Here is a 13,339-nt window from a genome sequence, read left to right as displayed (position 1 = left end):
AGGATTTATCATGGGCCATATCAGAAAAAGAGGAGAAAATTCTTGGGAGATAACAGTCAGTGCTGGCACCGATCCAATAACAGGTAAGCGAAAAAGAATTTATGAGAACGTTACTGGAACTAAAACTGAAGCTAAAAAAAGAATGAGAGAAATTGAATATAAGTTAGAGCATGGAACTTATGTAGAACCATCTAATTTAACACTTGAAGAATTTTTGTTACAGTGGTTAGAGGATTACTGCGAACACAACTTAGCCCCTTCTACATTAGAAACTTATGAGATCATAGTCAAAACTCATGTCATCCCTATTTTAGGAAGTATAAAAATGGCTAATTTGAAAGCTATGCATATAAAAAGATATTTGTCTCATAAGCTCAAAGATGGCAGAAAAGATGGTAAGAAAGGTGGTTTATCCAAAAAGACAGTAAAAAGGCATTACACTACGTTAAATACCGCTCTAAACCATGCAGTCAAATGGGAGATGTTAGAGAATAATCCTGCGGATAAGATCTCTCCTCCTAAGGGAGAAAAATCAGAAATAGAAGCATTAACTAAAAAACAACTCTATAAATTATTAGAAGTTGCTGAAGGATGGATCTATGATTTTATTTATATAGCTGCCTTTACTGGAATGAGACGAGGTGAGCTTTTGGCTTTAAGATGGAAAGATGTTGACTTTGAAAACCAAAAACTCCAAGTTAAGCAATCTGTTACTCGCCCTGCCAATAAAGGTTTAGTTTTCAGAAAACCTAAGACTGATTCAAGTATTCGCCCTATAGATGTAGATGAGGATGTAATCAAGATATTAAAAAGAAGAAACAAGGAGCAAAAAGAAAACAGATTGAAATTTGGCTCTGAATACAATAACGAATACAACTTAGTCTTTTGTAGAGAAGATGGAACTCCCTTTAATCCTCGTTATGCTACACGCTCATTTAATAAAGTAGCAAAAAAAGTTGATCTAGAAGAATTTAGATTACATGATCTTAGACATACTCATGCAACCTTAATGCTTAAAGCTGGAATCCACCCTAAGATAGTCCAGGAAAGATTAGGGCACGCCTCTATTACCCAAACTCTTGATACATACTCTCATGTTATTCCTTCCATGCAAAAAGAAGCTGTTCAAAAATTAAAAAACAGCTTGAAATAATGACTTTTTTAAGTCATTGTCGGCAATTTGTCGGCAATCTACCCTAAAAACAAAAAAGACCTGTTTTAATCAACAGGTTACAATCATTGTTATATCAGCGTTTATAGCTGGTCGGGCTGACTGGATTTGAACCAGCGACCCCTGCGCCCCCAGCACAGTGCGCTACCAAACTGCGCTACAGCCCGCCAAGATTTCTAATAATCAACCGCCATTAAATATATCATAAATTACTTAAATTGTCAAATCTAGCTCATAGCACCCCCTCCTTTAACTATCCTTAATATAATCATTAACTATGTGACATAATAATTAATAATTTAATATCATCTGCATTAACTTAAACTCAACCTTGATAAGTTAAATTTATAATGCTTTTGCTTTTATTTTAGATTTTTTCTATCCACTATCAATTATCAATTGTCAACTATAAACTGCTACTATAAGGAGTAGATTAGAATGATACAACCCAGTTATTTAGAACTTTATCGCTCTGGAGAGTTAGCTAATAGGGCCAAAAAAGCATATCAGTTCCTGCAAAGTTGTAAGCTCTGCCCTCATCACTGCCAAGTTGATCGCAGTCAAGATGAACTCGGCTATTGTAAGACAGGAAAAGAGATTAAGGTGGCAAGCTTTGGCCCGCACTTTGGTGAAGAACCCCCTTTAGTCGGTCACCGTGGTTCAGGTACTATCTTCTTTAGTAGCTGTAATCTACGATGTATCTACTGCCAAAACTATGATACGAGCCACCAACAGCAAGGTGAGCTGATCACCGCCAAAGAGTTAGCAGAAATTATGATCTCGTTACAACGGCAAGGCTGCCATAATATCAATTTTGTCACCCCCAGCCATATGATCCATGCCCTATTAGCTGCAACCTTAGAAGCCGCTAAATTGGGTTTAGAAATTCCTTTGGTTTATAATTCAGGAGGTTATGATAATTTAACCGGTCTTAAATTATTAGATGGAGTGATTGATATCTATATGCCCGATATCAAATATGCTGATGAAGAGATAGGCCTAAAATATTCAGAAGTTCCACAATATTTATCAGTAGTTAAAAAAGCAGTTAAAGAGATGCACCGTCAAGTAGGAGAGTTGAAGACTGAATCAGGTATTGCCTACCAAGGATTATTAATTCGTCACTTAGTACTCCCAGATGATTTAGCAGGAAGTCAGGAGATTATGGAGTTTATCAGTCGCGAGTTATCACCTGCTACTTATGTCAATATTATGGAGCAATATTACCCAGCTTATCGAGCTGGTCAAGATGAAAAGTTAAATCGTCCAATTACAGAGCAAGAATATCAACAAGCACTTAACATGGCTAAGAAAACAGGATTAAAACGAATTGAAGGGTGAATAGTTGATATCAAATTGATTATATGGTAAAATATGACTACATTGATATTTTGGAGGAATTTGATGATTAAATCGGCATCTTTAAATGAAGAATTATTTATCATGCTAGTACCAAACAAAAAGAGCTTAACCCCAATTTTAAATATTCAGCAAGCTATTGCTAATCATTTTAATCTTTATCAGGATCAGTTTTACCCTGAATTGCATATTACACTTGATCGGATTACTAAAGAAGCTAGCCAACAAGCTGAAGAGATCCTAGCGTCTATCTGCTCTACAGATGAGCCAGTAAAAATCTTAATTGATAGCTTTAAATGCTATAATTTAAACAATAAATTTTTGGCCCTCAAGCTAAATACTACAGATTCATTATTAAATTTAGCTACTAACCTTCATCATGAATTAGAAAAATCGAATATTTCGACAATTGAAAATTATGATAATTGGGAATTTCATATCACAGTTGCTAGCACTAATTTCGCTCAACAACAATTACCTGAGGATGAATTTATTGATCTATGCCGCTCTTTAGATGGCTTACCAAAAAAAATATCAACTACAGCTCAAAAATTAGAGATCTGGCGACCTACTTTGGATCCCAAGGAAAAGGTAGTCACTTCCTTTGAATTGATGTGAACCTCTCCACCTAAATTAAAAATTTAGGTGAAGAGGCTCACAATTCAATAAACTCCTCTTTCTCTCCATAATAAAATTGGATAAATAAACCAACTAGCCAGAATGAAACTGATTGCCGGTAAAATATTAACCTGCAATTCATTAAAATCTTTAATTAAATAGACTAAAAAAGTTATTAGATTAAAGATAACTCCAGATAAATAAATCCACATAATCCTTTCCAACTAATTCACCTCCTCTATTTCAATTAACAATTCACAATGCACAATTTATAATTAAATCCAAAATACTAAAGTTTCAGATTAATATTTCAGGCAAATGATCTAAATAATTAAACTAAACTAGTTGTTTTAATTTCTCCATCAGTAAGATAATATTTAATATTTGTCTTATCTTTATTTATCCGCAAAGTATTCGTACCAAGTGTAATTACTACCCCTGGATATATAGTGTTTTTTACCTTTATTACTCCCTCTTTTTCCTGGTCTAACTTCTTTAAAAGCTCTTCTCTTTCAGCTAATAACTCCTCAAAATCAGTTGCAACCGTATATTTTGCTCTTGTCAATTGTCTAAGTAATTTTTGTTTTTTATCAGATAGTTTAGAGGTATTCTGCTTCTTCTTTAACACAAAAATAGCTTTAATAACTTCATTTAACTTCTTTTTCTTTTTAAAATATAACTGCTCTTTAGCCTTAAATTCATCTCTTAATTCAGGACTGACTCCTACACGAACTTTAGTTGAAGTATCTAAAGCTGAACCAATAATATTAGCCTCTATCTCCTGAGCAGCTCTAACTTCCCCCCCTACAATTAATCCTTTCTTTTCTGTAACAATTATCTTCTGCTCTACATCTATCTTGCTATGCATAATTGCATTTTTAACAATTAAATTCCCTCCACCTTCAATAATTCCAGTTTCAATAAATTGAACAATAATATTCCCTTCTGCTTTAAGAAGACCTTTATTACGACCAATAAAACCCTGTTGAACAATAATTTGATCCTCTGCTTCTAGCTTAGCACTATAGACACTACCTTTTACCTGAATATTTCCTTCTGCTTTAATCTCCATATTATCCCTTACATTACCATTAACTACTACATTACCTTTGAAATTAATATTTCCAGTTGTTAAATCAACATCCCCTTCGACTGTATAAACCTCCAAGACATTGAGAGTACCCTTTCTTTGTACAACTTGACCGTCAATCTCAGTAATTAAAGTTAATCCATCCTGACTAACTTTTACATTTTCTCCTTGGGGCAGTTCTACCTTTTCAACTGGAGCAGGTGGAATCTCATCTCCTGTCACTTTCTGACCAGGCTTTCCTTCAACAGTTGGAATTTTAGTGGCTATTATCTCTCCTTGTTCAACATTTATAATCCGATTTAAATTATAAAAATCTACACTTCCATCACTTAATTTAACTACTTTATTCTTTTTCTGATCAAGATCAAATTTTAATTCAATTCTACCATCTTCACCAGGGATTGGCCCTTCACCAACTGCTATCACAAAATCTTCTAATTTTTGCTCAGGACTAAACTCTTCTTTTAACTTCTCTTCTTGAATACCAGCTACTACGCCTTTATCCTCTAACTTCTTTAATATACCTCTAACAGATAAATCTTCTCCTCCTAAGGGAGGATAATAATTTAAAACTGCTTTCATTAAATCAGGATTAAGCTCTATTTCAACTTTAGCATCACGATCAAGTTCAGGCTTTCTAGGAGCTATCTTTACTTCTTCACCATCAAGTGTCAGACCTTCGCTGACTTTTTCATAACTGACATCTTCTATTTCTTTTTCCTGTAAAATTTGATCTACCATCTCCATCTTAACCATCTTTTCTGCTCCTATAGGCTGTCTAACCTCTAAAAAGATCCCCTCATCCTTAATCTTTACTTCAAATTCTCCTGCTTCTCCATCTACTTCTTCCCCAGCCTGCTCAGTATATTGAACTATTTTTAAGAATGCTTGATATACTTTCTTCCTTCCAAACAGACCTAGAAAACCTTTCTTTTCTTCAATCAAACTTAATTTAATCTCACTTTTATCAAATTCTTCATCTATTTTAATTTGAAAATCTTGATAAGCTTTCTCTAAAGCCTCTTCTTCTCCTTGGGCTGTGATTTGTACAACCTCTTCAATCATTCTCAATACCTCCTTTTTAAAATAATAAATCCTAAATTCTCAATTAAAGATTACAAGAATTTAGGACGGTTTCACCATTGACTCCATATAACTTGCTAGGTGACCAAATATAAGTTATACTTCTTCATCTCCTAATTTTATTAAATTACTCAACAATTTACTCAATTAATAAAATAATCTAGACTGATTTACTTTTATATTCAAGATTAAACCCTTGATTTCCTTTTTAAAATAGAAAAATTTAATTAAATTATCATCATTCCAAAGCTAAAGCAACTCCAAAATCATCTAATGATAATGCAATCGCTATTATTATTTCTAATATTAAATTTCTCCTGTCTATATTGATATATAGTGGCACTTTGCCACTATATATCAGTGTACAGTTTACAGTTGATATGGTTTCTATGGTTTTCACGAAAGGTCTTGACAAAGACCTGTAGGGACGGTTGACAGTAGATAGAAAAAATCTAAGAGCAGATTTTTTCATCACGAAGGGTTCAAAGAACCCGAAGGAAAGACCTTAAAATCAAAATCACTCTAAACCTAAGAACATAAAGCATTTCACAGGTCTTAATTTTTTAAGATTTTGATCTTAACTGTAAACTGTTCACTGTACACTGTCAACTCAATTATCGAACAATTAATTTACTTAGCATTGTAAATTGATCATAAATTATGATATAATTGATTGACAGAGAATATTACATAACAAAGAGGTGTAATTTGATGAATGAAAACATAGCAATCTTAACTGATAGTACATCTGATCTCCCATTAGATTTAATTCAAGATAAAGAGATTGAATTTTTACCATTAAAAATTAATTATTCTCAGCAGCAGTACAAGGATAGAGTCGAAATCAAACCACAAGAGATCTATGACCAATTAGACACGGAAATTCCTACTACTTCTACGCCCGCTCCCCAAGAATTAAAAAAGAAATTATTGGCCCTTAAAAATAAGGGGATTACCCACGTACTTGCAATTCATATCTCCAGCGGATTAAGTGGTACTTATAATATGGTTAAAATGATTAGTGAACAGGTTACAGGTTTGACTGTAGAAGCCATCGATTCAAAAGCTTTATCGATGGGGCTTGGCAGGCTCGTCCTTTATGCTGCTAAATTACTTAAAACAGGAATAGACTTTACTACTTTAGTAAATAAGGTTACAGCTAAAATTGATGATATAGAAGTCTTATTTGTTCTAAAGACATTAAAGTACTTAAAAAAAGGTGGTCGGATAGGCAAAGTTCAAGGAACAATCGGTAGTTTATTGAATATCAAACCAATTATCTCTATCGATGAATCAGGTGAATACTATACTTATAAAAAGAGCAGAGGTCGCAAAAGATCCCTCAAAAAATTATATCAAATTGCTCACAAAAAAATTGCAACTGGCCCTTGCCAAGTAGATGTAATGCATGGTAATGCTGCTGAGGAAGCTGAAAACTTATTAAATAAATTTAAGAAGTTAGAGAATGTTAAAGAAACATTTACAGGACAGATCAGCCCTGTCATGGTTGTTCATACTGGCCCTGGTTTAATCGGAGTAACTATCACTAAATTAAATTAGATAATAAAAAGATGGGCAGTTAACTGCCCATCTTTTTATTATATTTTCTTAATAAATCTTTCTATTCTAGTTAAAGCTTCATAAATATTATCCAATGATGAAGCATATGAACAGCGAATAAAACCTCGACCACTCTCTCCGAATACTTCACCAGGGATTACTACAACACCTTCCTCTTGTAATAACATTTCAGCAAATTCTTCTGAACTGAGTCCCGTTCGTTCAATTGACGGAAAAGCATAAAAAGCTCCCTGCGGCTCAAAACAGTCTAAACCCATATCATTTAATCCTTTAGTAATCACCCGTTTTCTTTGATTATAAGCATCTATCATCTTATCAACTTCTTTTCTTCCATTCCTTAATGCTTCTAAAGCAGCCTTTTGGCTAATAATTGGAGCACACAACATAGTATATTGATGAATCTTCATCATCGCTTGAATAATAGGCTTAGGAGCTGTAGCATAGCCTATTCTCCAACCGGTCATAGCATATGCCTTAGAAAAACCATTAAATAAAATGGTTCTTTCTTTCATCCCAGGCAAACTAGCAAAGCTTGTATGTTCTTTCCCATAAGTAAGTTCAGCATAAATCTCATCAGCCAAGACAATCAAATCATGCTCCTTGACAACTTGAGCAATTTCTAATAATTCATCGCGCTCCATTATTGCTCCAGTTGGATTATTAGGATAGCATAAAATTAATATCTTACTTTGTTCACTGATTACCCTTTCTAAATCTTCAGCAGTCAACTTAAATTCATTCTCGCAACTAGTTTGAACTTTAACTGCTCTTCCACCAGCTAAAATAGTCGAAGGCTTATAAGAAACATAACATGGCTCAGGTAAGATAACTTCATCTCCTTCTTTAACTAAAGCACGCAAAGCTAAATCTAAAGCCTCACTAACTCCAACAGTCACTAAAACCTCTTCTTCAGGAGTATAACTAACATTATAATTTGCCTTAAGATTCTTAGTAATCTCTTTTCGCAACTCCAATAATCCATAATTAGAAGTATACATTGTATCCCCTCGCTCAAGAGAATAAAAGCTAGCTTCTCTAATATGCCACGGGGTTACAAAATCAGGTTCTCCCACTCCCAAAGAAATTACATCATCTACCTCTGAAACCAGATCAAAAAACTTCCTAATTCCCGATGGTGGAACTTGATGAACACGAGGAGCTATTACCTCTTCCCAATTCACGGTGAAATCACCAACCGTTCATCTTCTTGGCTTCCTTTTTTAAAGACAACCCCATCCTTCTTATAAGTTTTTAACATAAAATGAGTAGCTGTACTTTGAATTTGATCAATAGTAGCCAATTTTTCTGCTACAAATAAAGCAACTTCCTTCATTGTTCGTTCTTCCACCTTAACTGATAGATCATATCCTCCCGACATTAAGAATACAGAACTAACTTCGGAAAACTTATAAATTCTTTTAGCTACTTCATCAAAACCAATCCCTCTTTCACGAGTTACTTTAACATCAATCAAGGCAGTAACCATCTCCCGTTCTATCTTATCCCAGTCAACTAAAGCACAATAATTGACTATAACTTCATCTTCTTCTAACTGCTTGATCACCTCTTCTACCTTCTCTACAGCAAGATCAAGCCTAATAGCAATTTCTTCAGCTGCTAACTTGCCATTCTTTTCTAATAATTTCAAAATATCACTTCTCATCTTCTCTCCTCCTCGCTTTTATTTAATATTTAATATCTACTATTGAATAATTACAATTCAAATTAGAAATATAATTATTCTTATTGTTTTGCAATTATTCAGTATTCATTATTTTAATTATTAAATATTTTACATTATCAAATCGAAATAATCAATTAATTCTTTCGATTTATCTTTTTAATTCTTTAAGTCAACTCTAAGTTTAGGATAAAAATGAATTTCCTTTAATACAAAAACGCCATAATTTATCTTTGTACTCTTCCGCATAGTCTATATTTATCCGTGGAGTAGTTAACAATTCATATTCTTGCTGATTATCTCGAATATAAAGTTCAGTCCCTGTACTTAAATTATATCCCTTTAGCTTCCTATCTATAGCAAGAGCCTGACAAAGCTTACCAGGGCCATTTGTTAAATCTTCCACTCGATTGCTTTTGATCTGTCGATTCTCCTTAATTACAGTTAAGCCTGTAACCGGTTCTACAGCTCTAATCAAGACAGCTTCTGGCTTCCCTTCATCCCCTGCTACTACATTAAAACAATGGTGGATCCCATAAATCAAATAAACATAACTATACCCACCCTGAGCAAACATTATTTCTGTTCTTTCAGTCCGTTTATTATCATAAGCATGGCACGCTTTATCTTCCGGGCCAACATAAGCCTCAGTCTCAACTATCTTAGCTACTATCTCTTTATCTTCTATCCTTCTAACTAGCAGCTTCCCTAATAGCTTTTGGGCCAAAGTAACTGCATCTTGACTATAAAATTCAGCTCCCAACTTCATTATTGTTCTCCTCTTTATTATTCCTTAAGTTACCATAGTTGCTTTAGCCGATCTACAATCTCTCTAGCAGTAGGAGGACACCCTCCAATATTATTTTCACAATTATTAGTACAGCTCCCAACTCCAATCCCTGCTAGCGACTTTCCTTTAAATCCTTGACCTATAAATAATTCTAAGTCTTGTGGGATCCCAGAACTTTCAGAAATACGTTGTAAAGCATGAATTAAACTACCAACACAAGCTGAACAGGCTTCTTTCTCTGTTATATATTGATATAAAGCTTCAACCTTATCTGCCCCTATAGTCAACTCTAACTTATCTCCTGTTGTAGTTTGATTTAAATTAATAACCTCTGCTTTAGTTAAATCACTACTACCTACCCCTAATCTATCTGCAATACTGATATAAGGTACCTCTTCAATTTGATAACCCAACAATTGAGTAACATAACTATCAATTAAGACTGGATCACTCCCAGCTAAGACTCGATTCATTTGGACAGGATTACCTCCTTCTTCAAAGGTTAAATCACCTATTATCCCATCAACTATTATTAAATCAGATTTAAGAATCTTATTTAAATGGGCAATCGGCTGATGAAGCCCTAAACTATGAAACCTTCTCTTTTCACTATCAGGTATACAACCTTTTAAATTCTTTAAAGCACAGGTTAATTTTGTTTGACAATGTGCTTTTAATACAGGTAGATTAATCAAAAAATCAACTTCAAGAGGACGACGACAGACCTTAATTTCTAAATCACCACTATAACATTTAGTAAATTGATCCTCTTTTAAATCATAAAATTGAATACCATATTCAGCCATCAACTGCTCATAACCACAAACTTTAACTGCCTGCTTAGTTTCAGCTCCTACCCAGGCCCCCTCCAGTAAAACTATCTCTTTAACACCTTGGTGTTGTAAATACTTAATTACCCCTGCTACAAGTTGAGGATCTGTAGTTGCTCCACTTATACTTGGTTTAGCTAAAACTAAATTAGGCTTAATCCCTACTTTCAACTTTGAATTAAGATTCAAACCCATCCTTTCTAACAGTTGATAAGCCATTTGAGCAGCATCACTACCAAAGATCTGATAAATTTCACCCATAAAACTCCTCCTTAACCTTCATCTTCCCAACCTTTTTCACCAACCAATGGTACAAACCTAACCCCAGCTATCCTTTCTTTTTTCAGTCCTCCATCATCTTGTTTGGTTAGTACTAATAACTCCTGTAAGTCCCGATCCCCAACAGGAATTACTAATCTACCACCTATCTTCAATTGTTCAGCTAAAGATTCAGGAATCATCGGTGCTCCCGCAGCTACTATTATTCCATCATAAGGGCCAAACTCCCCCCAACCTTCTGTACCATCACCAACCTTAACTTCTAGATTATCATAACCCAACATTTCAAATCGCTGCTGGGCCAACTCAACCAAAGATTGATGGCGTTCAATAGTATACACCTCTGCTACAATCTGGACCAACACTGCAGCAGCATATCCCGAACCAGTACCAATCTCTAAAACTCGATCATCCTCCTCTAACTCTAATGCTTCGATCATCAAAGCTACGATATAAGGCTGGCTGATCGTTTGGCCCTCCTCGATCGGCAGTGGTCGATCATGGTAAGCTTTAGTTCTCAATTTATCAGGTACAAAGAGATGACGTGGAACCTCTCTCATACTCTTTAAAACAGCTTGCTGTTCAATCCCTCGCCGCTCAAGCTGTTCTCTGATCATTCTCTTTCTCTTTTCATTTTCATCAGCAGAGAAAAACATATCATCTTCTCCCTTATCTTTTTGATTTTGACCTTTTAATTGTAAATTATCAATTATCAACTATCAATTGTTTTTTTAGCTTTTCTAAATCTGTAATCGGTGCTTGACAGGTAAAATCTTGACAGATATAGGCAGCTGTTTGTCCCTCGAGCGCTTGATAATCAGCTAAAAAAGGAACCACTTCTAACAATTGCTCTTCATTCTCTTTAGTCTTGACAAGTTGCGTAGTAAATGGCATAAAGTTGGCCCTTAAAATCTCTAACATCGCTTCTATATCTTCTTGCTGTTGTTCGGTAACAATTACAACCTCTCTGTTATCTACTTGGGTAGAGAGGATTGATAATAAGAAATAAGAATAAGCAGTTGGATTCTTATTAATTTGATTTCCGAAGAACCGAATCTGCTCTTCTACCTTCTTTTCTAGTTTATTATCCCCTGTCAATTTGGCTAATTTGAGAAAGTTTAATGTTGCTACAGAATTGCCTGATGGCATCGCTCCATCATATACCTCTTTGGGACGGGTAATTAACTCCTCTCCATCTTCACCATAAAAGTAGAGTCCTCCTGCCTCATCATCCCAAAAATTTTCTAGCAATTCATCATTCAACAGCAAAGCTCGCTTTAGATATTCTGGATTAAAGGTTGTCTGATATAATTCAAGCAATCCCCAAACCAAGAAAGCATAATCATCAACATAAGCTAAATAAGCGGCTTCTCCAGCTCGATATCTAGCCAGCAATCTATCCTGGTATAAATTATCCCAAATAAAATCACTAGCTTGCTGGGCCAACTGTTGATACCTACCTTTATCTAATACTCTAGCTCCTAAGGCCATAGCAGCAATCATCAAACCATTCCAACCAGTCAAGATCTTATCATCTTTATCAGGATGTACCCTCTCTTCACGAGCTGCAAATAACTTCTCTCTAGCCTCTTTAAACTTGTCATCTACTTCAGTTTTATTGAACTCTTGCCCAATTAAATTAGGGATACTCTTCCCTTCAAAATTCCCCTCTTCAGTAATATCATAATATCGACAAAACTCTTCCCCCTCTTCCTCACCTAACACCTCTTTGATCTCAGCTGGAGTCCAAACATAGAATTTACCCTCTACTCCTTCAGAATCAGCATCCTCTGCTGAATAAAACCCTCCTGTTGTAGAAGTCATATCGCGACTGACATAGGTTAAAATTTCTTCAGCAACTTGAGCATAAGTATCATCATCAGTAATCTGATAAGCTTCTAAGTAAGCAATTGCCAATAAGGCATTATCATATAACATCTTTTCAAAATGAGGCACTAACCATTTTCTATCTGTAGAGTATCTAGCAAACCCATAACCTAAGTGATCATAAATTCCACCGGCATACATACTATCTAAAGTTTTAGTTACTAAATCTAATGCCTCTTGATCAGCAGTTGATTTCCAATACCGCATCAAAAATAATAAATTATGGGCCAACGGAAACTTCGGTGCTGAACCAAATCCACCGTACTCGCTATCAAAAGTACCCTTAAAACCTTGGTAGGCACGTTCAACTAAATCCTCCAGCTCCTCTGTTGAAAGTTCAGCTTGTGGATTAAATCTCTCCCTTTTTTTAATTACCTCCATTATTTCACTACTAGACTGTAATAAAGCAGAGCGATCTTCCTGCCAAGCAGATTGGATCCCCCGTAAAATTTCTAACAATCCTGGACGACCCATCCGCGACTCTTTAGGAAAATAAGTCCCAGCAAAAAACGGCTCTTTATCAGGAGTCATTACTACCGTCAAGGGCCACCCCCCCCTGCCAGTCAATGCTTGACAGACCTTCATATAAATATTATCTACATCTGGCCTCTCTTCTCGATCTACCTTGATTGAAACAAAGTGTTGGTTCAACAATTCAGCTACTTCCTCATCTTCAAATGACTCTTCCTCCATCACATGGCACCAATGACAGGTAGAGTAACCAATCGACAAAAAGATCGGCTTGTCTTCCCTAGTTGCCTTAGCAAATGCCTCCTCATCCCAAGGATACCAATCAACTGGATTGTAGGCATGCTGCAACAGATACGGGCTCTTCTCATCTATTAGATGGTTTGCTTTCTTGTCGGTTGAAGTTGGCATTATTTATCCTCCTCTTAATTGATATATAGTTTCACTTTTAAAATTAAAATCTGCAACCAATAAACTTCAAAATCAGTTTCGAGAGGGCTAA

The 13,339-nt window shown here is 35.1% G+C and carries 12 protein-coding genes, 1 tRNA gene and 1 riboswitch; of the genes, 4 read left to right on the top strand and 9 right to left on the bottom strand.

Features of this window, described 5'->3' with window-relative positions; translation table 11 throughout:
* Window positions 1-10: 10 nt before the first annotated feature.
* Entirely contained in the window at window positions 11-1,153 is a 1,143-nt protein-coding gene (locus MWH25_RS01155; protein ID WP_248624930.1) for a tyrosine-type recombinase/integrase, read from the top strand.
* A 108-nt stretch (window positions 1,154-1,261) separates the two neighbouring features.
* On the opposite strand, the gene MWH25_RS01150 is transcribed toward MWH25_RS01155, so the two are convergent.
* Window positions 1,262-1,338, bottom strand: a tRNA-Pro gene (locus MWH25_RS01150).
* 271 nt (window positions 1,339-1,609) lie between these two features.
* Here MWH25_RS01150 and MWH25_RS01145 point away from each other — a divergent pair.
* Both MWH25_RS01145 and MWH25_RS01140 read left to right on the top strand, forming a co-directional pair.
* A complete protein-coding gene (locus tag MWH25_RS01145; protein WP_248624928.1) occupies window positions 1,610-2,512 on the top strand; it encodes a radical SAM protein in 903 nt (300 codons plus the stop codon).
* Between the two features lie 63 nt (window positions 2,513-2,575).
* The gene (locus MWH25_RS01140; protein WP_248624926.1) at window positions 2,576-3,148 is read left to right on the top strand and encodes a 2'-5' RNA ligase family protein; all 573 of its coding nucleotides are present in this window, start codon (window positions 2,576-2,578) and stop codon (window positions 3,146-3,148) included.
* 44 nt (window positions 3,149-3,192) lie between these two features.
* Here MWH25_RS01140 and MWH25_RS01135 read toward each other — a convergent pair whose 3' ends face one another.
* Both MWH25_RS01135 and MWH25_RS01130 read right to left on the bottom strand, forming a co-directional pair.
* A complete protein-coding gene (locus MWH25_RS01135) occupies window positions 3,193-3,372 on the bottom strand; it encodes a hypothetical protein (protein WP_248624924.1) in 180 nt (59 codons plus the stop codon).
* Between the two features lie 107 nt (window positions 3,373-3,479).
* Window positions 3,480-5,303 (bottom strand): flagellar assembly protein A, encoded by a 1,824-nt coding sequence (locus MWH25_RS01130; RefSeq protein ID WP_248624922.1) that lies wholly within the window; start codon window positions 5,301-5,303, stop codon window positions 3,480-3,482.
* A 54-nt stretch (window positions 5,304-5,357) separates the two neighbouring features.
* A riboswitch (cyclic di-GMP riboswitch) is annotated at window positions 5,358-5,444 on the bottom strand.
* 588 nt (window positions 5,445-6,032) lie between these two features.
* On the opposite strand from MWH25_RS01130, the gene MWH25_RS01125 reads away from it, so the two are divergent.
* The gene (locus tag MWH25_RS01125) at window positions 6,033-6,881 is read left to right on the top strand and encodes a DegV family protein (protein WP_248624920.1); all 849 of its coding nucleotides are present in this window, start codon (window positions 6,033-6,035) and stop codon (window positions 6,879-6,881) included.
* A 38-nt stretch (window positions 6,882-6,919) separates the two neighbouring features.
* Here MWH25_RS01125 and MWH25_RS01120 read toward each other — a convergent pair whose 3' ends face one another.
* The 6 genes from MWH25_RS01120 to MWH25_RS01095 all read right to left on the bottom strand — a co-directional run bounded on the left by MWH25_RS01120 (window position 6,920) and on the right by MWH25_RS01095 (window position 13,248).
* Complete coding sequence (locus tag MWH25_RS01120; RefSeq protein WP_248624918.1) at window positions 6,920-8,083, bottom strand: aminotransferase class I/II-fold pyridoxal phosphate-dependent enzyme; 1,164 nt, start codon at window positions 8,081-8,083, stop codon at window positions 6,920-6,922.
* Window positions 8,080-8,565 carry an Lrp/AsnC family transcriptional regulator gene (locus tag MWH25_RS01115; RefSeq protein ID WP_248624916.1) on the bottom strand — a complete coding sequence of 162 codons (486 nt, stop codon included), beginning with the start codon at window positions 8,563-8,565 and terminating at the stop codon, window positions 8,080-8,082. Before MWH25_RS01115 ends, MWH25_RS01120 begins: the two co-directional genes overlap by 4 nt.
* A 202-nt stretch (window positions 8,566-8,767) precedes the next feature.
* A complete protein-coding gene (locus MWH25_RS01110) occupies window positions 8,768-9,352 on the bottom strand; it encodes a DNA-3-methyladenine glycosylase (RefSeq protein WP_248624914.1) in 585 nt (194 codons plus the stop codon).
* A gap of 29 nt (window positions 9,353-9,381) precedes the next feature.
* Complete coding sequence (locus MWH25_RS01105; protein ID WP_248624912.1) at window positions 9,382-10,464, bottom strand: DUF362 domain-containing protein; 1,083 nt, start codon at window positions 10,462-10,464, stop codon at window positions 9,382-9,384.
* A gap of 11 nt (window positions 10,465-10,475) precedes the next feature.
* Complete coding sequence (locus tag MWH25_RS01100; protein WP_248624910.1) at window positions 10,476-11,198, bottom strand: protein-L-isoaspartate(D-aspartate) O-methyltransferase; 723 nt, start codon at window positions 11,196-11,198, stop codon at window positions 10,476-10,478.
* The gene (locus tag MWH25_RS01095) at window positions 11,188-13,248 is read right to left on the bottom strand and encodes a thioredoxin domain-containing protein (protein WP_248624908.1); all 2,061 of its coding nucleotides are present in this window, start codon (window positions 13,246-13,248) and stop codon (window positions 11,188-11,190) included. The genes MWH25_RS01100 and MWH25_RS01095 overlap by 11 nt, the downstream gene beginning before the upstream one ends.
* Between the last annotated feature and the right edge of the window lie 91 nt (window positions 13,249-13,339).

This window comes from Natroniella acetigena, assembly GCF_023227745.1.
GTDB lineage: Bacteria > Bacillota > Halanaerobiia > Halobacteroidales > Halobacteroidaceae > Natroniella > Natroniella acetigena.
Note: the sequence above shows the minus strand (reverse complement) of the source record. Positions and strands in the feature narration are given on the sequence as shown.